The organism is Stenotrophomonas sp. STEN020, from assembly GCF_056760195.1.
Map to the genome: position 1 here is coordinate 14,821 of NZ_JBRREI010000026.1, position 26,266 is coordinate 41,086.

Genomic DNA, 26,266 nt, shown 5'->3' on the forward strand with positions numbered 1-26,266 from the left:
GTAAGCGCAGCGCGACCGGGTTGATGCAGCTCAGGCAGGGCGCAGCTCCCGCTTGAGCCCTGCCGTTACGTATTGCAGCTGTTGCCAAGGTCCCGGGTTCGCTGTTGCTTGCCCGGGCTACGTATGGGTAATGTTGTGCTCAGCGCGACCAGGAGTTCATCTGCAGGCTGATCGTGGTGGCGCCGTTCTCGCGCTGGACGATGCGTACTGGTGCCGGAATCCCGGCCACGATCCAGGCGATGGTCTGCTTTTCAGCGCCGCCCTGGGCAACCTTGGTGGCGTCGTAATTGCGGCCGCCGATGGTGACCTGCTCGCGACCGATCACCCGGTAGTTCATCGGCCGTGCGCGCCCGTTCTCGACCATGCGATAGGACAGAGGGCGCCCGGCGGGTACGTCGCGTGCCAATGCCAGGTTGATCAACAGTGCGTCCATGTCGCCATTCTGCAGGGCTACCGGCCCGGCGCGGCTAGGTTTGACGTCGCCGCTCCAGCGCGCTTGGCCGGCTGCCCAGTTGTAGCTGGTAATGACACCGCGCTGGACTGAGGCATAGCTGGTCCGGTCACTGCCGCCCAGTGGCCGGTACTGCGTTCCCATGTCCTGGAACACCGTGGCTTGGCTCAGCTTGGCAACCATGTGATCCAGGGTCAGCAAATACATCCAGGAACCATTGCGGGCCGGGGTGACAGTCATCCGGGCGGTTGCGCTGAGCCCCTTGTAGCTGGCGGTGTAGCGGCCATCGAAACGTTCTACGGCGGCATCGGCAGTTGGGGCCAGGGATGCCAGCAGGGCAGCTGCAAGCGGGAGAAGGACGGTTTTAAGCGTAAGTGTCACGGTGGCTCATCCATGAAAACGCCCGGCATCAGGCCGGGCGCGTCGGGGTGGGGGAGAGGGTCAGTTGATTGAACGGATGGTCAGGTCCAGTGCGTCCTGGCCGTTCTCGCGCTGCAGCAGGCGTGCCGGTACCGGCATGCCGGGGACGATCCAGGCGATCTGTTCCTTGTTGCCATCCACGCGCGAAACCTTGGTGGCTTCCTGTTGCTTGCCGGCGATGGTCAGGTTTTCCTTGCCGATCACCCGGTAGGTCATGGGCTTGATGCGGCCATCGTCAACCATGCGATAGGTCAGTGGCTTGCCAGCGGTGACATCGCGGGCGATGGCCAGGTTGATCAGCAGTGCATCCATGTCGCCGCTCTGCAGGCGGATCGGGCCACTGCGCTCGGGCTTCACATCGCCGGTCCAGGTGGCTTGGCCGCTGGTCCAGTCATAGCGTGCATCCACCTGCTTGCGCTTGATCAGCACCACCGAGCGATCATGGCTGCTGAGCGGGCGCAGTTTGCCGCCCTGTTCGTCGAACACGGTGGCCTGGCTCAGTTCCGCCATCGGGTTCTTGATCTGCAGGCTGTAGCGCCACTGGTTGTTGCCGGCAGGAGTTACCGACATCACGCCATTGGCCTGCATGCCCATGTAGCTGGCCTGGTAATTGGCGGTGAACGGCTCGAATGCCAATGCCGGCAGGCTGGCTGCGACCAGTGCGGCGGCAGCGAGGTAACGCAGGGGGCGGTGGGAAAGCTTCATGCTCAGGCTCCTTGGTATTCGATCAGGCGCAGGTCGATCTCGTCCTGCCCATCTTTGCGTTGCAGGATGCGCACCGGGGTGGGTACGCCGTTGGCGATCCACAGGATGGTTTCATCATTGCCGCCGTTGGTGCGGTACACCCGCAAGGCGTCATAGCTGAGATCACCAACCTGCACGTTTTCGGTGGTGTCGGCAGCGCGGTACTCGTACTGGCGCACCCGGCCGACATCGACGTAACGGTATTGCAGCGCCTGTCCCGGTCGTGCATCGCGCATCAGCGACAGGTTGAGCACCAAGGCGCTCTGGTCACCACGCTGCAGTGGAATGGGCCGCTGCCGTTCTTCCTTCAGGTCACCGTGCCACTGCGCGGTACCGGCCTGCCAGTTATAGACGCCGGTGACCTTCTTGCTCATGAACAGTGCCTTTTTGACCGTGCTCTGGCTCAACGGCGTGTAGACGCTGCCTTCGTTGTTGAACACGTTGCTCTGTTCGATGTTCAGCCCGAGCACGCTGGCAAAGCCGCGCTTGCCGCGCACCGCCATGTCCACCCGCCACTGCGTGTCGCTGTTGTGGACCACGCGCATGGTGGCATCGCCGGCTTCCTTGCCCTTGTACAGGGCCTGGTAGGTGGCGACGAAAGGTTCCAGTGCCGGCGGAGTCCACTCCAGCGCCGGTGGTGCCAGCGTAACCGGTGCCTGTTCCGGTGTGGCCGCAGCTGCGGGCGTTTCCTGGGCGTGGCTGACCGCTGATACCAGCAGGGCGGTCAAAGCCATTGGTTTGAAAAGCGCTATGGCCATGTGAGGACGAGGGCAGAAGAAAGGGAGGATCTTGCCAAACCACACATCAGCAGCCTGTGCGGGTCAGCGGCGGAGGGTTCCGGCGGAATCTAGGCGCAACGGACTAAACACAGACTGACCGTCGCAGTGGACCACGCCATCGCGTTCAGCAAGTTGGCCGGCGACCAGCAACTGTACGCTGGCCAGCAGCAGCGGATGTTCGACTGCCAGCACGCGTTTGGCCAGCGATTCGGCACTGTCGCCAGCCAGTACCGGAACCCGGGCCTGGGCGATCACCGCGCCGGCATCCAGTTCAGGCACGACGAAGTGCACGCTGGCACCGTGCTCGGCATCGCCGGCCTCGATGGCGCGTGCATGGGTGTGCAGGCCTTTGTGCAGTGGCAGCAGCGAGGGGTGAATGTTCACCAGGCGGCCGCTGAAGCGCTGTACGAAGGCGGCACCGAGGATGCGCATATAGCCGGCGCAGATGATCCAGTCCGGCTGGCTTGCGGCCACCGCGTCGGCCAACGCGCTGTCGAACGCCTCGCGCTCGGCGAAATCCCTGGGTGAGCGCGCCCAGCGCTGCGCGGGAGCCACTTTTTCCAGTGCGGCGGCGCCTGGCTTGTCGGAGAACACACCGACGATCTGCGCATCCAGCTGGCCTGCGGCAATCGCGTCCTGCAGGCATTGCAGGTTGCTGCCGCGCCCTGAGGCAAGCACGGCGAGACGGGGCAGGGGGCTCATGCGCGGGATTTCCGCAGCAGCGGCCATAGCGCCAGACTGCCAAGGGTGGCCAGCAGCATGTCGGCATGCGCGTCCCAGATGTCGCCCTGCTGGCCGTTGTAAGCCTCGGCCGCCTCAGGTGACAGCGCCAGGGCGATGCCCCATTCCAGCCATTCGTAGGCCAGGCTGGTACACATGATGGTCATCACCGCCAGCGTGAACGCCTGGCCCAGGCGCAGCGCCGGCCAGCCATGGCGGGCAAGCTGGGTCAGTGCCGGGGTGAAGCAGATGCCGTACAGCAGGTGGATCAGACGATCGAAGTGATTGCGTTCCCAGCCGAACGCGGCATTCGGCGACCAGCCAAACAGGGCCTGCGCCCATTGGTCATAGGGAATGTTGGAGTACAGCCAGCGCGCACCGATGCTGTGCAGGATGATGAAGCCGCAGATCGCCGCGAATGCGCCGCTGCCCAGAGGCCAGCGGCGATCCACCCACCACAGTGCCAGCACGCCGAGCACGGTCAGCGAGCTGTGCAGGGCCTGTTCCACAGGCCATAGCGGTTTGATCCAGGTAAGCGCGAATACAACAAGCACGCCGATGAAGGCGGCCTTCTTGGCGGCTGTCATGTAGGCGTTGGCTCAGCCGATGCGGACGCGTTCGGCGCCGTTTTCAGCCACCACTTCACCGATCTGCCAATGTGCCAGCTGCAGCGACTCCAGCGTGGCGTTGATGGCAGCGACCTGATCGGCCGGCACCAGCAGCACGAAACCGATGCCGCAGTTGAAGGTGCGCCACATCTCGCTGTTGGCCACATTGCCTTCGCGCTGCAGCCACTGGAACACCGGCGGCAGCGTCCAGCTGCTGGCGTCGATGGTCAGGCCCAGGCCTTCGGGCACCACGCGGATGATGTTCTCGGTCAGGCCGCCGCCGGTGACGTGGGCCATGCCGTGCACGGCTGCGCCATGGGTCTTGAGCAGCGACAGAATCGGCTTGACGTACAGGCGGGTCGGCGCCATCAGCGCATCGACCAGCTTCACGCCGTCTTCCAGCACCAGATCGGCCGGGCTGCCTGCACGTTCATAAATGCGGCGCACCAGCGAGTAACCGTTGGAGTGCGGCCCGGAGGAGGCAATGCCGATCAGCACGTCGCCGAGGGCGACGGCCGAGCCGTCCTTCAGTTCACTCTTTTCGACGCCAGCGACGGTGAAGCCGGCCAGGTCGTATTCGCCCGGGGCGTACATGTCGGGCATTTCGGCGGTTTCGCCGCCGATCAGCGCACAACCGGCCTCGGTGCAGCCATTGGCAATGCCGCCGACCACGGCCGCAGCGGTGTCGATATCGAGCTTGCCGGTGGCGAAATAATCCAGGAAGAACAGGGGCTCAGCGCCCTGTACCAGTACGTCGTTGACGCACATGGCGACCAGATCGATGCCGATCGTGTCGTGACGGCCGAGCTGTTGTGCCAGCTTCAGTTTGGTACCAACGCCGTCGGTGCCGGACACCAGTACCGGCTCGCGGTACTTGTTGGAGAGGTCGAACAGGGCACCAAAGCCGCCCAGTCCGCCCATCACCTCCGGGCGGAAGCTGCGCTTTACCAGCGGCTTGATACGCTCGACCAGTTCGTTGCCCGCGTCGATGTCGACACCGGCGTCACGGTAGGTCAGGGGGGAATTGGCAGAGGTCGAGGGGCTGGTCACTGGCGGCTGCACTGGCGGGGTGAACGGTCGATTTTAACAGGCCACGTTGGCGTGAAGGCCCCATTCGGGCAACAATTCCCTCCGGAATCGTCGAGCAATGGAAATTTCAATGCGCCGCAGCCTGGTCACAATCCTGTTTCTGGCGCTCTGCCTGCCTGTTTCACTGGTGCAGGCACAGTCGTCCGGCATGCGTACCGAAGGGGACGTGGCCGGCGCCAGCAGTGCCTATGAGGCCGAGGTGCCGGTCAACAGCCAAAGCGAGGCCGATCGCAACGGCGGGCTGGCGCGCGCGCTGGGCGCGGTGCTGGCCAAGCTGTCTGGCGACCGCAGCGCGCTGGCGCGGCCGGGCGTGGCGCAGGCCCTGCGCAGCGCCAAGGACATGGTCGAGAGTTACGACTACCGGCAGGATCAGAGCGTCAGCGCCAGCGGTGCACCCAGCTTCCGCACCATGCTGGTGGCACGTTTCCGCCAGGATGACGTCGACGGGCTGGTGGCGGCGCTGGGCTTGCCGGTGTGGCCGCAGCCGCGCCCGAAGCCGGTGGTGTGGCTGGCGATCGACGATGGCAGTGGTCCGCGTCTGGTCGGTGTGCCGCAGTCCAATGCGGCGCGGCCGTTGCTGGATCGGGCGGTTGAACGCGGCTTCAAGCTGGGTCTGCCGGCCGGCGGCGCGGCTGAGCAGGCCTTGGTCGGCGCGATCTGGCGGCAGGACACTGCTGCGGTAGCGCGGGCCTCATCGCGCTATTCGCCGCCGATGCAGCTGATCGGCAAGTTGTACCGCGGCAAGGGCGGTGGCTGGGTTGCTGACTGGGTGTTTGTCGACAATGGCCGTGAGCTGTCCAAGTGGACCACCAACGACGCCGATGCGCGACGGGCAATGATGGCCGGTGCAGATGGCGCCGCCGATGCGCTGGTGCGGCGCTATGCCAAGGCACCGGTCGGTGGTGCCCCGGGCACCTACCGGATCGTGGTCAGCGGAATCCGCAGCGCGGATGACTATCTGCGCCTGGCGGCTACCTTGCAGAGCGTGGCGGTGGTGAAGGGGATCACCCCAATCCAGGCCTCGGGTGACCGGCTGGAGCTGGATGTCGAACTGATGAGCGGTCTGCCCGGCTTCAACCGCATGCTGGGGCGCGATGCCGCCTTGCAGCCGGTGGGCGCGGTGGACGATGGTGATGCGGATGCATCAACGGATCAGAACAGCGGCAGCCGCCGCGCGGAGTACCGCATTCGATGAGTACTGATACAGCGGAAATGGAAATCGCGCTGTTCCTGCGCCGCCTCAAGTGGGTGGTGTTGAGCGCCTTCGGGCTGTGGGTGATGTGGCTGCTGGCACCGGTGCTGACCCCGTTCGTGGTCGCGTTGATGCTGGCCTGGTTGGGCGATCCGCTGGTGGACCGGCTGGAAGCCCGGGGCCGCTCGCGCAACACCGCGGTGGTGCTGGTGTTCGTGTTGATGATCCTGCTGCTGGCCTTGGCGCTGCTGATCCTGGTGCCCTTGATCCAACGCCAGATCATTACGCTGGTTGCCGCCTTGCCCCAAGGGCAGGAATGGCTGATGAACACTGCGATTCCGTGGATCGAGCAGAAGACCGGCCTGGAAATCATGGCCTGGCTCGACCCCGGTCGTCTGTTTGAGTGGGTACGTAGTCATTGGCAGCAGGCCGGCGGCGTTGCGACCACGTTCTTTGGCTACGTGTCGCGCTCGGGTTTTGCGATGGTGGCCTGGGTAATCAACCTGGCCTTGCTGCCGATCCTGGCCTATTACTTCCTGCGCGACTGGGACAAGCTGGTCGAGCGGGTTGCGTCGATGATCCCGCGCAACCATATCGAGGTGGTGACGCGCTTGGCGCGGGAGTCCAACGACGTGCTGGGTGCCTTCATCCGTGGCCAGATCGTGGTGATGATCGCATTGGGTGTGGTGTATGCAGCCGGCTTGACGCTGGTGGGTTTGAACCTGGGCCTGTTGATTGGCTTGGTTGCTGGCTTGATCAGCTTCATCCCCTATCTGGGGGCGACCACCGGCGTGGTGATGGCGGTGCTTGCGGCACTGGTGCAATCGCAGGGCGTGGACCTGCAGTTGCTGGTGCTGGTGGGTGTTGTCTTCACTGTCGGCCAGTTGCTGGAAAGCTATGTGCTGACGCCGCGCATCGTCGGTGACAAAATTGGCCTGCACCCGGTCGCGGTTATTTTTGCAGTGATGGCCGGTGGCCAGTTGTTTGGTTTTTTGGGAATGCTGTTGGCCTTGCCAGCGGCGGCGGTGATCAACGTGCTGTTGCGCTATGCGCACCAGCGTTATCGCCAAAGTGAGTTGTATGCCGGCCACGGGCCGACGATTGTGTTGGACCCGCGCAGCATTCAAGTGCCGGCGGATCTGAGCATCGTGTCGAAGGATGTAGAACCTAAGTGAGTGTGCCGCAGTTACCGCTGGCCTTGCGTTACCCGCCAGACCAGCGCTTTGAAACGTTCATCGGTGCGCCGGAAGGTGCGCTGCCGCAGTTGCGTGCCGTTGCCAATGGCAGCAGCCAGGATTGGATCTATCTGGTTGGCGCCGGTGCCACCGGCAAGACGCATCTGGCCTTGGCCACCTGTGCTGCCGCGTTGCAGGCCGGGCGCCGACCCGCTTACCTGCCATTGCAGGCGGCAGGTACGCGCCTGCAGGACGCATTGGAAGCGCTGGAAGGGCACGATGTGCTGGCGCTGGACGGGCTGGAATACGTAGCCGGCCGGCGCGAGCAGGAAGTGACCCTGTTCGAGTTCCACAACCGTGCACGTGCTGCTGACGTGACCGTGATCTATACCTCGCGCCTACCGCCTGATGGTCTGGGGCTGGTGCTGCCGGATCTTCGCTCGCGGCTGTCGCAGTGCAGCCGCATCACCCTGGAGCCGCTGGATGCCGAAGGGCGCGGTGCAGTGCTGCGTGAGCGCTCGGTGCGGCGTGGATTGGTGATGGATGAGGCGACGCTGGATTGGTTGCTGACCCGCACCGGCCGCGATCTGAGCGGGCTGGTGACCTTGCTGGAGCGACTGGATCGCGAATCGCTTGCGGCAAAGCGGAGGATCACTGTGCCGTTTTTGAAACGGGTGCTGGAGAACGGACCGGGTTGATAGCCGGGGCGTTGAATTCAGGGATTCTGGGTTTGTGGGAGCGGTGTAAACCGCGAAGCAGATACAGCATCGGCAAAAGAGATGCCTGCAATTGCAGGCATCTTTGTATCTGAATCTTCGGTGGCTTCGCGGTTTACGCCGCTCCCACAAACGATGCATCAGCCAGGGGTTTTTGTAGGAGCTGCGTGAGCCGCGAAGCCGGTACAGCACCCGCAAACAAAAATGCCTGCAATTGCAGGCATCCTTGCATTTGAAGCTTCAGTTGCTTCGCGGCTTACGCCGCTCCTACAAGTTCGGCTTCAAGCTGCTGCAAGCGCTCGGGGGTGCCTACGTCGGTCCAGCGGCCTTGGTGATGCTGGCCGCTGATGCTGTTGCTGGCCATCGCCGCGCGCAGCAAGGGCGCAAGTTTGAAGCGCGGTGGTGTTTCCGCGCTGCCATCTGCATTGCCAATCACTGCCTGCCAGTCCTGCAGCAGCTGCGGTCGATACACGCCGATGCCAGCAAAGGTCAGTCGCGCTTGTTCGCCGTTGTCGTGCAGCAGGCCATCGGCATCCAAAATGAAATCACCGCGCGGGTGCTGCACTGGATTGTCGACCATGACCAGATGCGCGCTGCCCTTCGGTTCCTGCGGCAAGGCAGCGAAATCAAAATCGCTCCAGATATCGCCATTGACCGCCAGGAACGGCGCATCGCCGAGCAGTGGCAGCGCGTTGTGCATGCCGCCGCCGGTTTCCAGCGGCACCGGGCCTTCGTAGAGATAGTGCAGGCGCAGGTTCCAGCGACTGCCATCGCCGAGTTTTTCCGGGAACTGCGTGGCCAACCAACTGGTGTTGATCACCACATCGCGGATGCCAAACGCAGCCAGTCGCTGCAGATGCCATTCGATCAGTGGCACACTGGCCACGGCCAACAGCGGCTTGGGTATGTGGTCGGTAAGTGGGCGCATGCGCTCGCCCAGCCCGGCGGCGAAGATCAGGGCCTTCATGCGGCCGCCTTTGCAGCCATCGCCGGTTTGAATCGACGTTCGAACAGTTCCTGCAGCGGCGCCAGCTCCGGATAGCGCGGCAGCACTTCATCCAGGTAACGGATGAAGCGTGGCGCGTCTTGGAAGTAATGGCCCTTGCCGTCGCGATCACGCAGGCGCACGAAGATGCCGAGGATTTTCAGATGGCGCTGCACGCCCATCCAGTCGGCATCGCGCAGGAACTGCGGCCATGGCCGTACCGGCAGGCCAGCGGCCAGCGCCTTGGCGTGATAACGCGCAAGCCAGGCGTCCACTTTTTCCAGCGGCCAGCTCAGGAAGGCGTCCTTGAACAGGCTGGCCGGATCATAGGCAATCGGCCCGCTGACCAGGTCCTGGAAATCCAGCACCGCCGGGCCGCCATCAACCGGCATCAGGTTGCGCGGCATGAAATCGCGATGCGTAAGTACCTGTGGTTGGTTCAAGGCGTTGTCCATCAGACGCCGTTGCACCAGCTGCAGCTGCTCGCTTTCGCCGCAATCCAGGCTGAGGCCAAGGTGGCGTTGCACGAACCATTCTTCGAACAGGCCTGCATCACGCTGCAGCAACGCCTCGCCAAACGCGCCCATGCCTTCGGGCACCGGAATCGACTGCAGGCGGATCAGTTGCGCGAAGGTGGCATCGAACCAGGCGTCGGCATTGTCGTCGTTGATGAAGCGGGCCAGGGTTGGTCCGCCCAGGTCTTCCAACAGCAGGAAGCCGTTGTCGACATCACGCGCCAGCACCTGCGGTACGCGAACGTCGTTGGATTCAAGCAGGTCGTGCATGCGCAGCCACGGGCGCACATCTTCCAACGCGGGCGGCGAGTCCATCACGATGTGGCTGCCGCGCGCGCTGGTGCTGCGCCAATAGCTGCGAAAACCAGCATCGACCGATGCGCGTTCGAGAGTGGTGGCAGGGTCGCCAAGTGCGGCGGCGGCCCACTGCAGGCGTTGTTCGGTGCGCAGCGGATCGGAAGCAGGATCGTTCATGGACACTACAAGTGAAGCGGCGCCCGCAGGCGCCGTTGGATGGAGTCAGCGCTTGCCGCCGCTGATCAGGCGCAACAGGCCGAGCAGGGCGATCGCACCGATGATGGAGCCAACGAAGCCGGCCGGTTGTCCTGCCGAATACCAGCCCATCTCACGGCCGAACCAGCCAGCAAACACTGCACCGGCCACGCCGAGCACGATGGTCAACAGACAGCCCATGCGGTTGTTGCCTGGCATGAAGAAGCGACCCAACAGGCCTACGAAGAAGCCGATCAGGATGATGTACAGCCAGCTGTCGCTGCCAAACAGTCCGCTCATGTTCTTGTCCGTGCCAAAGAAAAACGCAGCCTAGCAAGGCCAGGCTGCGTTCGTCATCAAACCATCAACATCCGACCAAAAGCGTCGGACCGATCAGCAGCAGCCATGGCCGCCGTGACGGGTGCCGCTGTCGGCGGCAACCGGCGAACCGCTGGTCTCGCCACGCAGGCTGGCGGCGTGGTGGTCGAACAGCACCTTGGACACGCAGGAGGTGACGCGCTTGCCCATCGGGATGTGCAGGAACTCGTTCGGACCATGTGCATTGGAATGCGGGCCGAGCACGCCGGTGATCATGAACTGCGCACCCGGGAACTTCTCGCCCAGCATGCCCATGAACGGGATCGAGCCGCCTTCGCCCATGTACATCGCCGGCTTGCCAAAGAAGGCCTGGCTGGCGGCGTCGATGGACTGCTCCAGCCACGACGCCATCGCCGGCGCGTTCCAGCCGGTGGAGGCCTTTTCCAGGTCCAGGCTGACGTGGGCGCCGTTCGGCGGATCACGCAGCAGGGCTTCCTTCAGCAGCTCGCCGCAGGCCTTGCCATTGGCGGTCGGCGGCAGACGCAGCGAGAGCTTCACCGAGGTTTCCGGACGCAGCACGTTGCCGGCCGATTCCAGCGGCGGCATGCCGCCGATGCCGGTGACCGACAACGCCGGTCGCCAGGTGCGGTTGAGGACCAGCTCGGTCAGCTCATCGCTCATCGGCTTGAGACCGTCGACCAGCGGGAACTTGTCGAAGATGGCGGTATCGACCACGTCGGCAGCACGCTTGGCCTGCTCCAGACGCTCGGCCGGGATTTCGGTGTGCAGGCCTTCCAGCAGGATGCGGCCGGTGTTTTCGTCCTCGATACGCGACAACAGCTGACGCAGCAGGCGGAAGCTGGACGGCACCACGCCGGAGGCATCGCCGGAGTGCACGCCTTCGTTGAGCACCTTGACGGTGAAGTTGCCACCGGTCAGGCCGCGCAGCGAGGTTGTGCACCACAGCTGGTCGTAGTTGGCGCAACCCGAATCCAGGCACACCACCAGCGACGGCTGGCCGATGCGCTCGGCCAGATGGTCGACATAGGCCGGCAGATCGTAGGAGCCGGATTCTTCGCAGGCTTCGATCAGGATCACGCAGCGGGCATGCGGCAGGCCTTGTTCCTGCAGCGCCAGCACGGCGGCCAGCGAGCCGAAGATGGCATAGCCGTCATCGGCGCCGCCACGACCGTACAGCTTGTCGCCGCGCAGCACCGGAATCCACGGGCCCAGGTCGTCGTCCCAACCGGTCATTTCCGGCTGCTTGTCCAGGTGGCCATAGAGCAGCACGGTGTCGTCGCCGGTTTCCGGGCCGGTGGCCGGGATTTCCAGGAACAGCAGCGGGGTGCGGCCTTCCAGACGAACCACCTCGACCTGCAGGCCGGGGATGGTCTGCGCCTTGGCCCAGCTCTCCATCAGGGTTACGGCCTGTTCCATGTAGCCGTTGGCGACCCAGTTGGCGTCGAACATCGGCGACTTGTTGGGGATACGGATGTAATCGACCAATTGCGGGACGATGTCGTTGTCCCACTTGTCGCTGAGAAATTGGCCGATCTTGGCGCTGTCCATCTGGATCTCCGGTAGCAATGTCAGGTGCAACCATTCTACGCCGCTCCCTTGTTCAGGGGGCTTGCGACGGTTTCATCAATGAATTTTGTAGGACTTTTCCTACAAGGGCCCGGGTGGTTGGCTGGCTGTCCGCCCGACCTGCTCCGGATATTCTAGGTTCATGTGGCGCGGGACACTGATTCGACCGGCGGGATAGCCAGCCAATCAGCCAACAAGCCACAAGGAGTACAGCGATGAAGCTTTTTACCGTAACGCTACAGTCTCTGATTCTCGCATTGATGTTGACTCTTACGGCGCATGCCAAGGACAAGGTCGATATCAATACCGCCTCCGCGGCGGAGCTGAATCAGGTGTTGGTGAACGTAGGCCCTTCCAAGGCGCAGGCGATCATCGAACACAGACAGGCCAACGGGCCCTTCAAAAGTGTCGAGGAACTGGCGCTGGTGAAAGGAATCGGATTGAAGACGGTCGAACGGAATCGTGACCTGATCGAAGCGAGGGCTGGAACTGCCCCCGCCAAGAACGCTACCGGGACGGTAGCTGCGCAGCCGGTTGAGAGGCGCTGAGCGGAAGGAATCGAATAGTGACCCGCCAGGATGGCGGATCACCAGGAACCCGAGAAGGGCAGGATGCTGGGGGCTGGCAGGAAGCCAACAAGGATGTGAGGTCGTCCGGTGTTGCACAGTGACGTGCAGCCGGGCGATTTTTCTGTCTCTGCTCCAAAGAACAAGGCCCGGGTCCTCCCGGGCCTTGTTTGTTTCTGTGCATTTAGCGCCAGGGCCGCCCGGCAACCTGCGTGTTGCCAAGCGCCGCCCCGGCGCTGGCCGGGGCGCGGGAACTCAAACCAGCCCGGTCGCGTAATACACGCCGATGATCGCGAACACCGCCAAGGTCTTGATGATGGTGATGGCGAAGATGTCCTTGTAGGACTGGCGGTGGGTGAGCCCGGTGACGGCCAGCACGGTGATCACCGCGCCGTTATGCGGCAAGGTGTCCATGCCGCCGGAGGCCATTGCCGCCACGCGGTGCAGCACTTCCATCGGAATACCGGCGGCCTGTGCGTTGGCGATGAAGCTATCGGCCATTGCTGCCAGCGCGATGCTCATGCCGCCCGATGCCGAGCCGGTGATGCCGGCCATGGCGGTGACCGAGACCGCTTCATTGACCAGCGGATTCGGGATTGAACCAAGTGCATTGGCCACCACCAGGAAGCCGGGCAGGGCGGCAATGACTGCGCCGAAGCCGTATTCGGAGGCGGTGTTCATTGACGCCAGCATGGCGCCGCCGATGGCCGACTTGGTCCCCTCGGCAAACGAGGCCACCACCGGCTTCCAGGCAAAGGCGATGACGCTGAGGATGCCCAGCAACAACGCGCCCTGCACGGCCCAGATTGCGCCCAGCTTGGAGACTTCCTGCACCACCGGTGCAGGGTTGCCGATCACCGCCGGGATGAAGGACTGGGTCTCGCCATAGAAGCCGGGAATCCAGCGGGTCAGGAAGAAGTTGGCCACGCCGACCAGGATCAGCGGGGTGATTGCCACCAGCGGATGGGCCAGGTTCTGGCCCTGGAAGGGCTCTGGCTCATTGCGCAGCTCGTCGTTGGCGCCGGCATAGCCCTCGCCGTTGCGTACCGCGACGCGGCGGCGCCATTCCAGGTAGCTCATGCCCAGGATCAGGATCACCACGGTGCCGATCACGCCCAGCCACGGTGCGGCCCAGCTGTTGGTGCCGAAGAACGCTGATGGAATGATGTTCTGGATCTGCGGTGTGCCGGGTAGCGCGTCCATGGTGAAGGTGAAAGCGCCCAGCGCAATGGTGCCGGGGATCAGGCGCTTGGGGATGTTGCTCTGACGGAACAGCTCGGCGGCGAATGGGTAAACCGCGAACACCACAACGAACAGCGACACGCCGCCGTAAGTGAGCAGCGCGCAGACCAGCACAATGGACAGCATCGCGCGTTTGGCCCCGACCAGTTTGATGGTGGCGCTGACGATGGACTTGGAGAAACCCGAGACCTCGATCAGCTTGCCGAACACCGCGCCCAGCACGAACACCGGGAAATACAGCTTGAGGAAGCCGACCATCTTGTCCATGAACAAGCCGGTGAACATCGGCTGCACCAGGCTGGGATCGGTCAGCAGTACCGCACCCAGCGCCGCCACCGGCGCGAACAGGATCACGCTGTAGCCGCGGTAGGCGACAAACATCAGGAAGCACAGGGCCGCCAATACGATCAGAAACGACATTCACAGCTCCCCGGCCAATACATTGCCGGCGAGTATCAGGATCAAGGCCAGCCCGGCCCACTGTACGAAGGGACTATACGCGGCCGGCTAACGCTCCATTAACGTGCGCTCCATGGCGACATTCGTGTGTCGCAACGTCATACCCGGGAGGAGGGAGACCAATGAAGCGCAAGTATCTGAGTATCGCCATCGGTGGCATTCTGCTGGCACCTGCCGCATTCGTGCAGGCGCAGGAGCAGCAGGCGGTGCCGGCCGGCACCAAGGCGACGCAGCTGGACGAAGTGACCGTGACCGCACGCCGTCGCAGCGAATCCATCCAGGACGTGCCGGTGGCGGTCAGCGCCTTCGGTGAGGAGCAGATCAAGGATCTGCAGGCCTCGACCGTGGAAGGCCTGCAGGGCGCCGTGCCCAACATGAACATCGCCCAGGGCCGCGGTTCGGCCAACAGCGTCAACGTATTCATCCGCGGCATCGGCCAGCCCGACGCGCTGCAGACCTTCGACCCGGGCGTGGGCATGTATGTGGACGACGTCTACTACTCGCGCATCAATGGCGCGCTGTTCTCGCTGTTCGACATCCAGCAGCTGGAAGTGCTGCGCGGCCCGCAGGGCACGCTGTACGGCAAGAACTCCACCGGCGGTGCGATCAAGCTGACCACCAAGAACCCCTTCGACAATGAAGGCGGCGCGGTTGAAGTGACTGCCGGTGATTATGGTCGCCTGGAAGGCCGCTTCTATGTCTCGGGTAAGCTGAGCGATACCTTGGCTGCGAGCATCGCCGGTGCCAAGATCACCAACGATGGCTACGTCAAGGACGCGGTTACCGGCAAGCGTTACAACGACGACGACACCGAAGCGCTGCGCGCAAAGCTGGCATTCCAGCCGACCGACAACTTCAGCGCGGTGCTGTCGCTGGATACCACCAAGCAGGATGCCGCGCTGACGCTGGGTCGACCGATGGCCGACCTGCGCCAGACCAGCCTGGCGCCGGCTGGTGTGATCGTGCTGCAGCCGGGCGAAACCGGCGAGTGGAACCGACGTGCGCAGACCTCGTTCAAGGATGGTCAGGGCCAGTACCTGAAGCATTCCGGTGCATCGCTGTCGATGAGCTGGGACATCAACGAGCAGTTCACGCTGAAGAGCATCAGCTCCTACCGCAAGCTCAAGACCAAGTCCTACATCGATATCGACGCCTCCGAGTACGAGCTGGGCGACGTGCTGGTGGCGCTGGATCAGAACCAGAAGAGTCAGGAATTCCAGCTGCATTACGACAACGGCTCCAATCTGCATGCCACCTTTGGTGCGTACTACATGAAGGAGAACGTGCCGTCGTACCAGGAAGCCTATGCCGATGACCTGTTCTCGTTCCTGGGCGGCAAGGTGCCTTTCCTGCGCACCATCGAAGATGACCTGAGCACCACTTCGACTGCTGCTTTCGCGCACGTCAACTGGGAATTCGTGCCGACCTGGACCGTCGCTGCCGGCGTGCGTTGGACCAAGGACAAGAAGGACTACGATCGTTCCACCAGCACCTTCTGGGGCGCACCCTTTGCTGGCTTGAACGGCACGGTTGCCTTCGACGCGAAGGCATCATGGACTGCGGTAACGCCGTCGATCAGCCTGCAGAAGGAATTCAGTGACAACCTGATGGGCTATGTGTCGGCCAACCGTGGCTTCAAGTCCGGTGGCTTCAACGGCCGCGCCAACACCGTGTATGACACCCAGCACGCCAAGTTCGATCCGGAATACGTGTGGACCTACGAGCTGGGCCTGAAGGGCAGTTCGGCCGATCACCGCCTGCGCGGTACCGCCACTGCGTTCTACAGCAACTACAGTGACTTCCAGGCACGCGTATCGCAGGACGTGGGCACCTTCCCGGTGTTGAACGCAGCCAAGCTCAATATCAAGGGCATCGAGCTGGAAGGCAGTGCACTGCTGGGAGAGTCCACCACCTTGAGTGCACAGCTGGGTTGGATGGACGCCAAGTACGACCGTTTCGAGGATTTCCGTCTTGATCCGTCCTACGCCGGCTACGACCCGACCGTTAACCACGACCATGTGCCGTTCTCGCCGGACGTGACCGCCCGTGTGGCCCTGCAGCATGTGTTCTCGCTGGGTGACAACGGCAACCTGACCTTTGGTGGTGACGTGTCGTATCGCAGCGACACCTGGTTGTCGGTGGACAACCGCAAGGTGCTGAGTCAGGACGCTTACACCTTGTTGGGCGCCTACGGCGTGTGGGATTCGTCGCAGCTGACCTGGCAGGTGCGTGCAGGCGTACGCAACCTGACCAACAAGGAGTACAAGACCGAGGGTCAGGAGTTCGCCAGCGTTGGCAACATCCAGACAGCGTATTACGGTCTGCCGCGCAACTGGTATGTGTCGGTGCGTTACAACTTCTGATGATGGAGCCGGTGACGGCTACCTGACAGGAACGCAAAACAGCCCTTTCCCGCTTGGCGGGGGAGGGTTTTTTTGTTTGTTGCTGGTCCTCTGGATGTAACTGCGGCGGTTGCCGGTGCCGGTGCCGGTGCTGTTGCTGTTGCTTTGGTTTTGGCTTTGGCTGTTGCTGTTGCTGTTGTAGTTTCTTGAAGCCCCTCTCCCGCTAGCGGGAGAGGGGTTGGGGTGAGGGGGCCTTTGCTCTTGGTTTCTAAGCTCTGGCTTTTGATACACAAGCTAAAAAGCAAACTCCTGGCGAACCGCGCCCTCACCCCAACCCCTCTCCCGGAGGAGAGGGGCTTCAAACCTGCTCCGCTTCATCCTTCTTCCCTAACTCCGTATCCTGCCAAGCAGCTTCCCGGAAACGTATTCCATGTTGAGTCTGGTAACCGTGGCCTTGGCGGGCCTGGCCTGGTTGGCCTTGATGTTCGGCGTGGCCCTGTACGGCGAGCGCCGACCAACCGCATTCGCCCGCCACTGGCGGCATATCTATGCACTGTCGCTGGCTGTGCACTGCACCTCATGGACCTTCTACGGCACCGTTACCCAGGCCGCACGACATGGTTGGCCGCTGCCGCCGACCTTTGTCGGCGCGATCCTTTTCTATGCGCTGGCGATCGGCGTGATGATGCGGTTGGTACGGTTGGCGCGCGAAACCAATGCTACTTCGCTCGCCGATTTGATCGCCGCGCGGCTCGGTCGCGATGCATGGTTGGCGGCAACGGTGACGTTGGTGACCGTACTCGGTTTGATTCCCTACATCGCGCTGCAACTCAAAGCGGTGGCGATGAGCTTCGGCATGATCACCTCGCGAGCAGTGGAAGCCGGGCAAAGCGGTTCGATCTGGCAGGACAGTGCCTTGTATGTGGCACTGGCGATGGCCTTGTTCGCGATGCTGTTCGGTGCGCGTCGCGCCGATGCCTCCGAGCACAATCGCGGGCTGGTGCTGGCAATGGCAGCCGAATCGGTGTTCAAGCTGGGCGCGATGCTGGCGCTGGGTGTGTTCGTCTGGTTCGGTTTGAAGGGCCTGCCCGCAGCACCGGTGACGCCGGTGAGCGCGCCAGAAGGTGGCTTCATCCCGCTGGTGATACTCGGTGGACTGGCGATGTTTCTGCTGCCGCATCAGTTCCATATCGGCGTGGTGGAATGTCGAGATCCGGCCGACGTGCGCACCGCGCGCTGGTTGTTCCCGCTTTACTTACTGCTGATCGCACTGCCGATTCTGCCACTGGCACGGGCTGGCACGGCGCTGCTGGGCAACAGCGTTCCCTCGGATATGTACACCTTGGCGCTTCCGTTCTCGGCCGGCCATGAAGGCGTCGCGCTGTTCGCCTTCCTCGGCGGGCTGAGTGCGGCCACCGGCATGGTGGTGGTCAGTACACTGACGTTGAGTCTCATGATCGGCAACCATTGGTTCGCGCCTGGCTTGGTGCGCAGCGCCTGGGCGCGTGCGGGTGGTGGCGACCATCGCCGTGAACTGGTTTGGCTGCGGCGTGCCGGCATCTGCGTGATCATGCTGTTGGCCTGGGGGTACAGCCGTTTGATTGGCGGCAGCAATGTGCTGGCCGATATCGGCGCGGTGTCGTTCTCGGCGATGGCCACCCTGGTGCCGGTGCTGGCGTTCGCCATCTGGCGTCCGCAAACACCGCCGCGCGCTGCGATTGCCGGCGTGCTTGCCAGTTTCGCTACATGGGCTTGGGTGCTGTTGCTGCCTTCCTTGTTGGAAAGTGGTGGGCGCGCGCCGACCTGGTTGCTGCAAGGGCCGTTCGGATGGCAGTGGCTTGCCCCGCAAGGCCTGTTTGGTCTGACCGGCTGGACGCCGCTGGGACGCGCGGTCGGCGCGAGCCTGTTTGTCGGCACGGCGGTGACCTTGCTGGCGATGGCATGGCGTCGCGATACGCCAGACCGCATCAGTCGCAATCTGGATGCCGATACCTTGCGCAATGCCGGCCGTCGCTTCCTGCCTGACGAACGCGTGCAACAGTTGTTGGCGGACGCGCCACGCAGCGGCGCGGTGCCGGCTTCGATCGAGGCCAGCGTCGAACGTGAGTTGTCGGCGGTGCTCGGTGCCGCGTCCGCACGTCTATTGCTGGATGCCGCACGGCGCGAAGGCAACGAACTTGCCACAGTCGCAGCCATCGTCAGCGAAGCCTCGCAGGATCTGCGCTTCAGTCAGCAGGTATTGCAAGCTGCGTTGCAGAACATGAGCCAGGGCATCAGCGTGATTGATCGCGAGCAACGGTTGGTGGCGTGGAATCGCCCGTATGCGCGCATGTTCGGTTTCCCGGATGAGCTGTTGCAGGTGGGCCGGCCAATCATGGACCTGACCCGCTGGGCGCTGCAGGCGATGCCCGCACGCGGCGGCGACGAGCGCGCAGTGGATCGGCGCTTGGCCTTCATGCGTGCCGGTACGGCACATCTGACCGAGCGCGTGTTTCCGGATGGCAGCATTGTCGAGATCCGCGGCAATCCGATGCCGGGCGGCGGCTTTGTTGCCACCTTTACCGATGTGACCGAATTCCGCCGCAGTGAGCGCGAACTCAAGCGCAGCAACGAGACGCTGGAGCAGCGCGTGGGCGAGCGCACTGCATTGCTGGAATCTGCCAAGCGTGAGGCCGAACGTGCCAATGACGCCAAGAGTCGCTTCCTTGCTGCGGTGGGTCACGACCTGCTGCAGCCATTGCATGCCGCACATCTATTCACCGATACGCTGGCGCAACAAGTGGAGTCCAGCCAGCAGCAACAGGCGGTGGTGCAGATCCGTGGCGCTTTGGATTCCACTACCGATCTATTGACCGGTTTGTTCGATATGTCGCGGCTGGAAGCCGGCGGGCTGGTGCCGCAGCCGCGTGATCTGCCGCTGGCCGAAGTGTTGGATCCTTTGGTATCCGAATTCCGCGCACTGGCAACCGCGCGCGGGCTGGAGTTTCACTACATACCTACTTGTGCATGGGTGAACAGCGATCCGCAACTGCTGCGGCGTGTGCTGCAGAACTTCCTGGCCAATGCGGTGCGCTATACCAGTCAGGGGGGCGTGCTGTTGGGCGTGCGCCGCGAGGCTGACCGCTTGCGCGTTGAGGTACACGACACCGGTCCGGGCATTGCCAAGGAAGAACAGCAGCGCATATTCGAGGAGTTCCGGCGTGGTGAGGACAGCAGTGGGCAAGGGCTCGGCCTTGGTCTGGCGATCGCCGATCGCATTGCTGGCTTGCTGCATGCACCGCTGCGCCTGCGTAGTGAAAAGGGGCAGGGCACCGTGTTCTCGGTGTCATTGCAGCGCGTTGCCTCGCCGCAGATAGCGAATGTGCCACGTGTACGCAGTGCAGCAACGTCGGGGGGCGTACCTGTGCTGGTGGTCGACAACGATCCTGCTGCCTTGCAGGGGTTGGCCGGGCTGTTGCGCGGTTGGGGCTATAGCGTGGCCGAGGCTTCAGGTGAGGCGCAGGCGGTGGCGGCACTGCAGCAGGCACCTGCGAGCTTGTGGTTGTTTGATTACAACCTGGATGACGGCGACACCGGCACTGCACTGCAGTTGCGGTTGGGCGAACGTTTTGGTGCAAGGCCAACTTTGATTCTCAGCGCAGATGACAGTCTGGCAACGCGCCGTGAAGTGCTGGAGCAGGGGCTGACCCTGCTGCACAAGCCTGTGCGACCGCTGGCGCTGAAGTCGATTCTGGATCGGCTGTTGGCGGCGGATGCTTTGAGGCCGGGAATAGGGAATAGGGAATAGGGAATAGGGAATAGGGACAGCGTGGCCGGCTGGAGTCCGCAGCCCGGCTAAGCACCGCGCACCCGGGCTTCCCGCAAAGAGCTCCGGGTGCGTTGCACCTACCCGAGCTACAAATCTCAACGGCTTGCGCTCTCGCCAATCCCCAATCCCGACGCCCCAATCGCCGCACCACCGCAATACGCCGCATGCAATGCGTGCATCACGCCCAATGCCGGGCTGTCCGCGAGCGCGTAATAGATGGTCTGGGCTTCACGACGGGTGCTGACCAGCGCCGCTTCACGCATCACCGCCAGGTGCTGTGATAGCGCAGACATCGACAGGCCAACCTGCGCCTGCAACTCACCTACCGAGGCTTCACCTTCCACGAGGCGGCACAGCACGCGCAGGCGGGCCGGATGGGCCAGCGACTTCAGCAGCTGCGCGGCCTGCTCGGCATGCACCTGCATCTGCTCCATATCCATGTCTGAAGCGCGCATCATGAGAGTTGTGGTTCGGGCTTGTGCTTTGGAAAGTACTAGCCTAATTTAGAAAAAGCTAAATTAAAAGCGAGGCACCCCATGAGCCAGGCGCAGATGTCATCAACCTTGGTCGAGCCGTTCTACGACAAGGACACCGGCACCTTCAGTTACGTGGCCTATGACCAGGTCGGCGGCATGGCCGTCATCATCGATCCGGTGTTGGATTACGAACCCGCTGGCGCGCGTATCAGCACCGCATCGGCCGATGCGTTGTTGGAGTTCGTGCGAAGCAAGCTGCTGACGGTGGCGTGGATTCTGGAAACCCACGCCCACGCGGATCATCTCAGTGCCGCTGGCTATCTGGCCGATCAGCTGCAGGCGCCGGTGGCCATCGGTCGCGGCATCGTACAGGTGCAGCAGCACTTCAAGACGGTGTTTGGGCTGGGCGATGAATTCATTGCTGACGGCAGCCAGTTCGACCGGCTGTTCGATGATGGCGACACCTTCAACGTTGGCGCCTTGAGCGCGCGGGTGATCGCCACGCCGGGGCACACAGACGACAGCCTGACCTATGTGATCGGTGATGCCGCGTTTGTCGGCGACACGGTATTCGCGAGTGATACCGGCACCGCGCGCTGCGATTTCCCCGGCGGCGATGCGCATCGTCTGTATGCGTCTATCCAGCGCATCCTGTCGTTGCCTCCCGATACCCGCATCTGCCTATGCCATGACTACCCGGGCAACCGGCGCGAGGCGCAGGCACAGACCACGATTGACGAGCAGCGGCAGAACAACGTGCATCTGAAGGGCGGCACCGACGAGGCCACGTTCGTACAGATGCGCCAGCAGCGGGATGCAACCCTGCCGGTGCCGAAGCTGATCCTGCCCGCACTACAGGTCAACATCCGCGGTGGCCGTCTGCCCGAGCCGGATGCCAACGGCGTGCGCTACCTGCGGCTGCCGCTGGATCAGATCGGAAAGGCGCAATGAACACTTGGATGATGGCGTTGGCCGGCGGCGTACTGATCGGCATAGCTGCCACTTTGCTGCTGTGGTTGACCGGTCGCATCGCTGGTATCAGCGGCATTCTTGGTGGTGTGTTGATGCCACGCAATGGTGAAGTCGCTTGGCGTGTCGCGTTTCTGATTGGTTTGATTGGCGCAGGTGCTGCGTATCTGTGGCTGGTGCCGGGGGCCTATTCGCCGAGACAGGGCTTTTCACCGTTGTTGCTGGTGATTGCAGGCCTACTGGTGGGCTTCGGTACGCGCATGGGCAATGGTTGCACCAGCGGTCATGGTGTTTGCGGTTTGGGGCGGTTGTCGATGCGTTCGTTCGCCGCCATGCTGACCTTCATGGCTACCGCGATTGTGACCACTTACATCGTGAGGCATGTGGCATGAGCACCTTGCGCATCAGCTTGGCTGCACTGGTTTCTGGCGCGCTGTTCGGGCTGGGGCTGGCGGTGTCGGGCATGACCGATCCGCAGCGCATCCTGGGTTTCCTGGACGTCTTTGGTGACTTCAATCCGGCGCTGCTGTTTGTGCTGGGCGGCGCGGTTGGGACGACCATGCTGTTGTTCCGCTTTGTGTTGCGGCGGCCGACACCGGTGTTTGCCGAGCGCTTCCAGATATCGGATCTGCACAGCATTGATCGGCGGCTGCTGATCGGTGCGGCTTTGTTTGGTATTGGCTGGGGATTGGCTGGCTATTGCCCGGGCCCGGCGCTGGTTGGCCTGGGTGTGTTGTCACCGGAGGCATTGTGGTTTGTGCCGGCGATGGTGGCTGGTATGTTGCTGCACAAGGCGGTAAGTCGGAACACCAGCTTGTAGGAGCGGCGTGAGCCGCGAAGCTGGCATCGGTTCCGATACCGAAATAAATGCAGTCAGGAATGCGTGGGATTGGTTTGGCTGAAGCTGGGAGGTCTACCAGCTTCGCGGCTTACGCCGCTCCTACAAGGCTTCAGCCTGGATCACAGCGCCTGACGCGCCGGGTCACTCAATTCCAGTTCGCGCAGCACCACGCTGGCCTGGGTGCGGTTGCGCACCCCCAGCCGCTCGAAGATGGCGGACAGATGCGCCTTGACCGTGCGCTCCTGCACATCCAGGCGGTCGGCGATCTGCTTGTTGAGCAGGCCTTCGGCGACCAGTGCCAGTACGCGGAACTGCTGCGGTGACAGACTCGCCAGCCGCGCGGCCAGTTCGCTGTCATGCGTCGACGATTGCGCACGCGACACCGATGCGCGCAGCGAGGCCGGTAGCCATTGCTCGCAGGCCATCACGCTACGGATCGCCTCGCGCAGCTCGTTCAAGCCGGAACTCTTGGGCAGATAACCCGCAGCACCATGGTCGAGCGCACGCCGCACCACGCGCGGGTCATCGTTGGCCGAGACCACAATCACTGCCACACCCGGATGCTGGGCGCGGATCGCGGCCAGCCCGGCCAGCCCGTGATTGCCTGGCATGTGCAGGTCGAGCAGGATCAGGTCGGTATCTGGCGCGGCATCCAATGCGGCCAGCACGCCTTCCAATGATTCGGCTTCGCGTACCGATAGATCGCTGACGGCCTCGCTGGCGGCCTGCCGCAGGGCGGCACGGAACAAGGGATGGTCGTCGGCAATCAACAGGCTGGGCATGGCAGTGCTAACTGGATGGAAGGAAGCGGGCGCCCGCTCGTCTGCAGCGTGTGCCCGGGGCAGTATGCCGTGGATTTCAGCCATTGCCCGCTTCCTCCTGTATTTCCAGACTTACTGCGCGGTCCAGCCACCGTCCATCGGCATTGCCGCGCCGGTCAGGTTGTGCGACTCGCGGCGGCACAGCCACACCACCATTGCGCCGATATCCTCCGGCAGCGACATGCGCAGGCTGGGCTGCTTTTCTTCCAGTAGGGCGCGCACGCCGTCATCGCGGCTGCCACCGTTGCGGTGGGCCTGGATCTGCGGCTCGATCAGCGGGGTTTCCACCCAGCCGGGGCAGACACAATTGACGGTGACGCCGCCGCTGTCGCGGCTGCCGGCAGCGGCGTATTCCAGTGCGGCCACCTTGCTCAGGCCGACGATGCCGAACTTGCTGGCCACATAGGGGGCTTTGTTCTTGGAGGCGACCAAGCCGTGCACCGAGGCGATGTTGACCACCCGGCCGTAGCCGCGCTCGGCCATGCCCGGCAGCGCGTGCTGCATGGTGTGGAAGGCGGCGCTGAGGTTGATGGCGATGATGTCATCCCACTTCTGCGGCGGCTGCTCGGCCAACGGTGCGGCGTGCTGGATGCCGGCGCAGTTCACCAGGATGTCGATGTTGCCCCAGGCCTGCACGGCTTCAAGCATGTGCGCGATCTGGTCGGGTTTGCGCAGGTCGGCATCGAAGTGCTGCGACTCGCTGCCGGTATCGGTGACGCTCTTCAGCGCCGCCTCGATCTGTTCGGGGCTGCCAAGGCCGTTGATGGCCACGCGTGCACCGGCACTGGCCAGGGCCTGGGCGATGGCCAGGCCGATGCCGGAGGTGCTGCCGGTCACCAATGCGGTGCGGCCTTGCAGGAAGCGGTCCATGGGGGACTCCGATTGCTATGGGGGATGGTGGAAACGTAGCAGCCGCCGCGCTAAAAACGTGTGGTACTTAAGTACGATGAGTCGGGTGGCGCAGCTCTGCTAGGGTGCGCCCATGAGCCAATCCCTATTGCGCGCCGCCTGCGGCCTATTCGTCGGACTGAGCCTGGCCTCCTGCGCCAGCGGCCCAGCATCCAAGTCCGTGGAGCCTTCCATGTTCAGCAACGAACTCCGCAGCGAACACCGCGGCAGTGATGACCTGCTTACCGCCGGGCTCGGCCTGGCTGGCCTGCGCAGCATGGCGCCGCCGGCCTTTGCCGACGCCAGCGCACCGACTGTGGACGAGCTGCGGCGGCGTGCGCTGTGGGGTAGCTGGCGCGGCATTGCCGACCTCGCTCCGGGCGGCGGCTACGGCGAACTGTTCGGCAGCCTGCAGAGCGTGCCTGGCCGCGAGTATTCGGCATTTGCGCGGCTGCCCGGTGCCAAGCAGCCGCATCGCGTGTTGGCGCAGGTGCCGGACAACTTCGACACCTCCAAGCGCTGCGTGCTGGTAGCGCCTGCGTCGGGCTCGCGTGGCATCTATGGCGCAGTCTCGGTCGCAGCTGCGTGGGGCCTGCCCAAGGGCTGCGCCGTGGTCTATACCGACAAGGGCGCTGGTAGCGATTATTACGACCTCAACGCGCAGATCGGCGTGCGTGCCAACGGTACGGTCGGCGCATTGGGTGAAGTGAACGATCTGGCCTTCGTGCCGGACGCGCCGATCAACGCCTCGGGTGTTGCGTTCAAACATGCCCATTCCAAGGACAACCCGGAGGCCGATTGGGGGCGGCATGTAAAGCAGGCTGCCGAGTTCGCGCTGTTGGCGCTGGCCGAAGCCTATCCACAGGCCGCCCCTTTTACTTTTGAAAACACCCGCATCATTGCCGTCGGTATTTCCAATGGTGGCGGCGCGGTGCTGCGCGCGGCCGAGCTGGAAGGTGATTGGCTGGACGCCGTGGTGGCGGGCGAGCCCAGCATCTACTCCAGCGGCCCCGGCGCACGTGCGCTGTATGACTACAGCACCGAAGCGGGGCTGTTGATGCCGTGCGCGCAGCTGCATATGAGCAACCTGCCGCAGCCGCCGATGACGGCTGCCTTGCAGGCTGGCGCGGCAGTGCGCTGCGCGACGTTGGCGGCCGAAGGCGTGATCAGCGGTGAGACCCCGGCCGCGCAGGCCAAGTCGGCTTACGACCTGATGTTGAGCAAGGGCTGGACCGATGCCTCGCTGCGTGCGGGTGCCTTGTCCACCGGCTTTGATCTGTGGCGTGCGATTGCCGCGACCTATGCCTCGGCCTACGGGCGCTATGGCGTGGGCGAGCATCCCTGCGGCTTCAACTTTGCCGCACAGAATCCGGATTTCTCGCCGCGTGCGGCAACAGCAGTTGAGCGTGCGGCGTGGATCTCCGACGGCAGCGGTATTCCGCCGGGCGCTGGCGTTGGCCTGCTCGACAGCAAAGTCGCCTTGCCGGACCTGACCTACGCTGGCCTGAAGTGCCTGCGTGGTATGTGGGACGGGCAGAGCGAAGATGCTAAACGTGTGCAGGCGGGCATCCAGGCCACCCATGCTGGTTTGCCGCGCAAGGGCCTGCCGGTGATGGTGGTGCACGGTGCTGACGATGGTTTGATTCCACCGGCTTTCAGCAGCGCGCCGTATGCGGCTGCAGCGAAGACTGCCGGGCGCGAGGTGAGCTATTGGAAGGTGCAGAACGTGCAGCACTTCGATGGTTTCCTCGGCCTGCCGGATTACGGCTCGCGTTACCTGCCGCTGTTGCCGTATGTGTACGAGGCGTTGGATCGGGTGCAGGCACGCCTGGACAAGGGCACGGCGCTGCCGGCGGATGCGGTGATTGCGACCACGCCGCGGGCAGGCAAGCCGTTGACGGCTGAGAACCTGGCGATGCCGAAGTAAGCAGAGCTTCTGCCCCCTCTCTTTTGCGTAGCAAAGGGAGGGTTGGGGAGGGGTTGGCTTTGAGCCCCCTCCCTTTACCGAAGGCAAGGGGAGGGCTGGGGAGGGGTTGCCGTTGCTCTGCGCTGTTGGTCCAGTG

Annotated in this window: 24 protein-coding genes; 10 read left to right on the forward strand and 14 right to left on the reverse strand. The window is 63.5% G+C overall.

The features are described from left to right. Positions 1-139: 139 nt before the first annotated feature. The 6 genes from ACVOLZ_RS12315 to purM form a co-directional block, all read right to left on the reverse strand. Positions 140-832 (reverse strand): DUF3108 domain-containing protein, encoded by a 693-nt coding sequence (locus ACVOLZ_RS12315; protein WP_481516395.1) that lies wholly within the window; start codon positions 830-832, stop codon positions 140-142. Positions 833-892: 60 nt separating this feature from the next. Continuing rightward, positions 893-1,576 (reverse strand): DUF3108 domain-containing protein, encoded by a 684-nt coding sequence (locus ACVOLZ_RS12320; protein WP_481516396.1) that lies wholly within the window; start codon positions 1,574-1,576, stop codon positions 893-895. A gap of 2 nt (positions 1,577-1,578) precedes the next feature. Next, entirely contained in the window at positions 1,579-2,349 is a 771-nt protein-coding gene (locus tag ACVOLZ_RS12325; protein ID WP_481516397.1) for a DUF3108 domain-containing protein, read from the reverse strand. Positions 2,350-2,436: 87 nt separating this feature from the next. After that, entirely contained in the window at positions 2,437-3,096 is a 660-nt protein-coding gene (gene purN / locus ACVOLZ_RS12330; protein ID WP_481516398.1) for a phosphoribosylglycinamide formyltransferase, read from the reverse strand. Next, positions 3,093-3,701, reverse strand: a complete 609-nt coding sequence (locus tag ACVOLZ_RS12335; RefSeq protein WP_481516399.1) for a DUF2238 domain-containing protein — start codon at positions 3,699-3,701, stop codon at positions 3,093-3,095. The genes purN and ACVOLZ_RS12335 overlap by 4 nt, the downstream gene beginning before the upstream one ends. A gap of 12 nt (positions 3,702-3,713) precedes the next feature. Beyond that, the gene (gene purM, locus ACVOLZ_RS12340; protein ID WP_481516434.1) at positions 3,714-4,739 is read right to left on the reverse strand and encodes a phosphoribosylformylglycinamidine cyclo-ligase; all 1,026 of its coding nucleotides are present in this window, start codon (positions 4,737-4,739) and stop codon (positions 3,714-3,716) included. Between the two features lie 130 nt (positions 4,740-4,869). On the opposite strand from purM, the gene ACVOLZ_RS12345 reads away from it, so the two are divergent. Genes ACVOLZ_RS12345 through hda form a run of 3 tightly spaced genes read left to right on the forward strand, consistent with a single transcriptional unit; the run spans position 4,870 to position 7,876 of the window. After that, positions 4,870-6,006, forward strand: a complete 1,137-nt coding sequence (locus tag ACVOLZ_RS12345) for a DUF2066 domain-containing protein (RefSeq protein ID WP_481516400.1) — start codon at positions 4,870-4,872, stop codon at positions 6,004-6,006. Beyond that, positions 6,003-7,178, forward strand: coding sequence for an AI-2E family transporter (locus tag ACVOLZ_RS12350; protein WP_481516401.1), 1,176 nt, complete (start codon positions 6,003-6,005; stop codon positions 7,176-7,178). The genes ACVOLZ_RS12345 and ACVOLZ_RS12350 overlap by 4 nt, the downstream gene beginning before the upstream one ends. Next, entirely contained in the window at positions 7,175-7,876 is a 702-nt protein-coding gene (gene hda / locus ACVOLZ_RS12355) for a DnaA regulatory inactivator Hda (protein ID WP_481516402.1), read from the forward strand. The genes ACVOLZ_RS12350 and hda overlap by 4 nt, the downstream gene beginning before the upstream one ends. Before the next feature lie 274 nt (positions 7,877-8,150). Here hda and murU read toward each other — a convergent pair whose 3' ends face one another. The 4 genes from murU to ACVOLZ_RS12375 form a co-directional block, all read right to left on the reverse strand. Next, positions 8,151-8,861 (reverse strand): N-acetylmuramate alpha-1-phosphate uridylyltransferase MurU, encoded by a 711-nt coding sequence (murU, locus tag ACVOLZ_RS12360; protein ID WP_481516403.1) that lies wholly within the window; start codon positions 8,859-8,861, stop codon positions 8,151-8,153. Then, positions 8,858-9,868 (reverse strand): aminoglycoside phosphotransferase family protein, encoded by a 1,011-nt coding sequence (locus ACVOLZ_RS12365; RefSeq protein WP_481516404.1) that lies wholly within the window; start codon positions 9,866-9,868, stop codon positions 8,858-8,860. The genes murU and ACVOLZ_RS12365 overlap by 4 nt, the downstream gene beginning before the upstream one ends. Positions 9,869-9,913: 45 nt before the next feature. Further along, entirely contained in the window at positions 9,914-10,186 is a 273-nt protein-coding gene (locus tag ACVOLZ_RS12370) for a GlsB/YeaQ/YmgE family stress response membrane protein (protein ID WP_481516405.1), read from the reverse strand. A gap of 93 nt (positions 10,187-10,279) precedes the next feature. Beyond that, positions 10,280-11,773, reverse strand: a complete 1,494-nt coding sequence (locus tag ACVOLZ_RS12375; protein WP_481516406.1) for a M20 family metallopeptidase — start codon at positions 11,771-11,773, stop codon at positions 10,280-10,282. A 233-nt stretch (positions 11,774-12,006) separates the two neighbouring features. Between ACVOLZ_RS12375 and ACVOLZ_RS12380 the strand changes: the two genes are divergently transcribed. Next, the gene (locus ACVOLZ_RS12380) at positions 12,007-12,339 is read left to right on the forward strand and encodes a ComEA family DNA-binding protein (protein WP_481516407.1); all 333 of its coding nucleotides are present in this window, start codon (positions 12,007-12,009) and stop codon (positions 12,337-12,339) included. Positions 12,340-12,612: 273 nt separating this feature from the next. On the opposite strand, the gene ACVOLZ_RS12385 is transcribed toward ACVOLZ_RS12380, so the two are convergent. Beyond that, on the reverse strand, positions 12,613-14,019 hold the full coding sequence (locus ACVOLZ_RS12385) for a GntP family permease (protein ID WP_481516408.1): 1,407 nt from the start codon (positions 14,017-14,019) through the stop codon (positions 12,613-12,615). Between the two features lie 161 nt (positions 14,020-14,180). On the opposite strand from ACVOLZ_RS12385, the gene ACVOLZ_RS12390 reads away from it, so the two are divergent. Both ACVOLZ_RS12390 and ACVOLZ_RS12395 read left to right on the forward strand, forming a co-directional pair. Next, complete coding sequence (locus ACVOLZ_RS12390) at positions 14,181-16,421, forward strand: TonB-dependent receptor (protein ID WP_481516409.1); 2,241 nt, start codon at positions 14,181-14,183, stop codon at positions 16,419-16,421. 409 nt (positions 16,422-16,830) lie between these two features. Further along, on the forward strand, positions 16,831-20,187 hold the full coding sequence (locus ACVOLZ_RS12395) for a hybrid sensor histidine kinase/response regulator (protein ID WP_481516410.1): 3,357 nt from the start codon (positions 16,831-16,833) through the stop codon (positions 20,185-20,187). Between the two features lie 116 nt (positions 20,188-20,303). Here the strand turns inward: ACVOLZ_RS12395 and ACVOLZ_RS12400 are convergent, their stop codons facing one another. After that, positions 20,304-20,663, reverse strand: a complete 360-nt coding sequence (locus tag ACVOLZ_RS12400) for an ArsR/SmtB family transcription factor (RefSeq protein WP_481516435.1) — start codon at positions 20,661-20,663, stop codon at positions 20,304-20,306. A gap of 96 nt (positions 20,664-20,759) precedes the next feature. On the opposite strand from ACVOLZ_RS12400, the gene ACVOLZ_RS12405 reads away from it, so the two are divergent. Genes ACVOLZ_RS12405 through ACVOLZ_RS12415 form a run of 3 tightly spaced genes read left to right on the forward strand, consistent with a single transcriptional unit; the run spans position 20,760 to position 22,473 of the window. Continuing rightward, positions 20,760-21,635: an MBL fold metallo-hydrolase gene (locus ACVOLZ_RS12405; protein ID WP_481516411.1), complete on the forward strand. Its 876-nt coding sequence runs from the start codon at positions 20,760-20,762 to the stop codon at positions 21,633-21,635. Beyond that, a complete protein-coding gene (locus tag ACVOLZ_RS12410; RefSeq protein ID WP_481516412.1) occupies positions 21,632-22,045 on the forward strand; it encodes a YeeE/YedE family protein in 414 nt (137 codons plus the stop codon). The genes ACVOLZ_RS12405 and ACVOLZ_RS12410 overlap by 4 nt, the downstream gene beginning before the upstream one ends. Continuing rightward, the gene (locus ACVOLZ_RS12415) at positions 22,042-22,473 is read left to right on the forward strand and encodes a DUF6691 family protein (protein ID WP_481516413.1); all 432 of its coding nucleotides are present in this window, start codon (positions 22,042-22,044) and stop codon (positions 22,471-22,473) included. The genes ACVOLZ_RS12410 and ACVOLZ_RS12415 overlap by 4 nt, the downstream gene beginning before the upstream one ends. Positions 22,474-22,613: 140 nt before the next feature. Here ACVOLZ_RS12415 and ACVOLZ_RS12420 read toward each other — a convergent pair whose 3' ends face one another. Together ACVOLZ_RS12420 and ACVOLZ_RS12425 are read right to left on the reverse strand one after the other, a co-directional pair. Further along, positions 22,614-23,276, reverse strand: coding sequence for a response regulator transcription factor (locus ACVOLZ_RS12420; RefSeq protein WP_481511517.1), 663 nt, complete (start codon positions 23,274-23,276; stop codon positions 22,614-22,616). 111 nt (positions 23,277-23,387) lie between these two features. Then, complete coding sequence (locus tag ACVOLZ_RS12425) at positions 23,388-24,185, reverse strand: 3-hydroxybutyrate dehydrogenase (RefSeq protein WP_481516414.1); 798 nt, start codon at positions 24,183-24,185, stop codon at positions 23,388-23,390. A gap of 112 nt (positions 24,186-24,297) precedes the next feature. Here ACVOLZ_RS12425 and ACVOLZ_RS12430 point away from each other — a divergent pair, with 112 nt between their 5' ends. Beyond that, on the forward strand, positions 24,298-26,130 hold the full coding sequence (locus ACVOLZ_RS12430; RefSeq protein WP_481516415.1) for a 3-hydroxybutyrate oligomer hydrolase family protein: 1,833 nt from the start codon (positions 24,298-24,300) through the stop codon (positions 26,128-26,130). The last annotated feature ends 136 nt before the right edge of the window (positions 26,131-26,266 follow it).

Coding starts and splice junctions, on each gene's coding strand:
- ACVOLZ_RS12320 (WP_481516396.1), bottom strand. CDS start 1,576: ATGAAGCTTTCCCACCGCCCCCTGCGTTACCTCGCTGCCGCCGCACTG.
- ACVOLZ_RS12325 (WP_481516397.1), bottom strand. CDS start 2,349: ATGGCTTTGACCGCCCTGCTGGTATCAGCGGTCAGCCACGCCCAGGAA.
- purN (WP_481516398.1), bottom strand. CDS start 3,096: ATGAGCCCCCTGCCCCGTCTCGCCGTGCTTGCCTCAGGGCGCGGCAGC.
- ACVOLZ_RS12335 (WP_481516399.1), bottom strand. CDS start 3,701: ATGACAGCCGCCAAGAAGGCCGCCTTCATCGGCGTGCTTGTTGTATTC.
- ACVOLZ_RS12345 (WP_481516400.1), top strand. CDS start 4,870: ATGGAAATTTCAATGCGCCGCAGCCTGGTCACAATCCTGTTTCTGGCG.
- ACVOLZ_RS12350 (WP_481516401.1), top strand. CDS start 6,003: ATGAGTACTGATACAGCGGAAATGGAAATCGCGCTGTTCCTGCGCCGC.
- murU (WP_481516403.1), bottom strand. CDS start 8,861: ATGAAGGCCCTGATCTTCGCCGCCGGGCTGGGCGAGCGCATGCGCCCA.
- ACVOLZ_RS12365 (WP_481516404.1), bottom strand. CDS start 9,868: ATGAACGATCCTGCTTCCGATCCGCTGCGCACCGAACAACGCCTGCAG.
- ACVOLZ_RS12370 (WP_481516405.1), bottom strand. CDS start 10,186: ATGAGCGGACTGTTTGGCAGCGACAGCTGGCTGTACATCATCCTGATC.
- ACVOLZ_RS12375 (WP_481516406.1), bottom strand. CDS start 11,773: ATGGACAGCGCCAAGATCGGCCAATTTCTCAGCGACAAGTGGGACAAC.
- ACVOLZ_RS12380 (WP_481516407.1), top strand. CDS start 12,007: ATGAAGCTTTTTACCGTAACGCTACAGTCTCTGATTCTCGCATTGATG.
- ACVOLZ_RS12385 (WP_481516408.1), bottom strand. CDS start 14,019: ATGTCGTTTCTGATCGTATTGGCGGCCCTGTGCTTCCTGATGTTTGTC.
- ACVOLZ_RS12390 (WP_481516409.1), top strand. CDS start 14,181: ATGAAGCGCAAGTATCTGAGTATCGCCATCGGTGGCATTCTGCTGGCA.
- ACVOLZ_RS12395 (WP_481516410.1), top strand. CDS start 16,831: ATGTTGAGTCTGGTAACCGTGGCCTTGGCGGGCCTGGCCTGGTTGGCC.
- ACVOLZ_RS12400 (WP_481516435.1), bottom strand. CDS start 20,663: ATGCGCGCTTCAGACATGGATATGGAGCAGATGCAGGTGCATGCCGAG.
- ACVOLZ_RS12405 (WP_481516411.1), top strand. CDS start 20,760: ATGTCATCAACCTTGGTCGAGCCGTTCTACGACAAGGACACCGGCACC.
- ACVOLZ_RS12410 (WP_481516412.1), top strand. CDS start 21,632: ATGAACACTTGGATGATGGCGTTGGCCGGCGGCGTACTGATCGGCATA.
- ACVOLZ_RS12415 (WP_481516413.1), top strand. CDS start 22,042: ATGAGCACCTTGCGCATCAGCTTGGCTGCACTGGTTTCTGGCGCGCTG.
- ACVOLZ_RS12420 (WP_481511517.1), bottom strand. CDS start 23,276: ATGCCCAGCCTGTTGATTGCCGACGACCATCCCTTGTTCCGTGCCGCC.
- ACVOLZ_RS12425 (WP_481516414.1), bottom strand. CDS start 24,185: ATGGACCGCTTCCTGCAAGGCCGCACCGCATTGGTGACCGGCAGCACC.
- ACVOLZ_RS12430 (WP_481516415.1), top strand. CDS start 24,298: ATGAGCCAATCCCTATTGCGCGCCGCCTGCGGCCTATTCGTCGGACTG.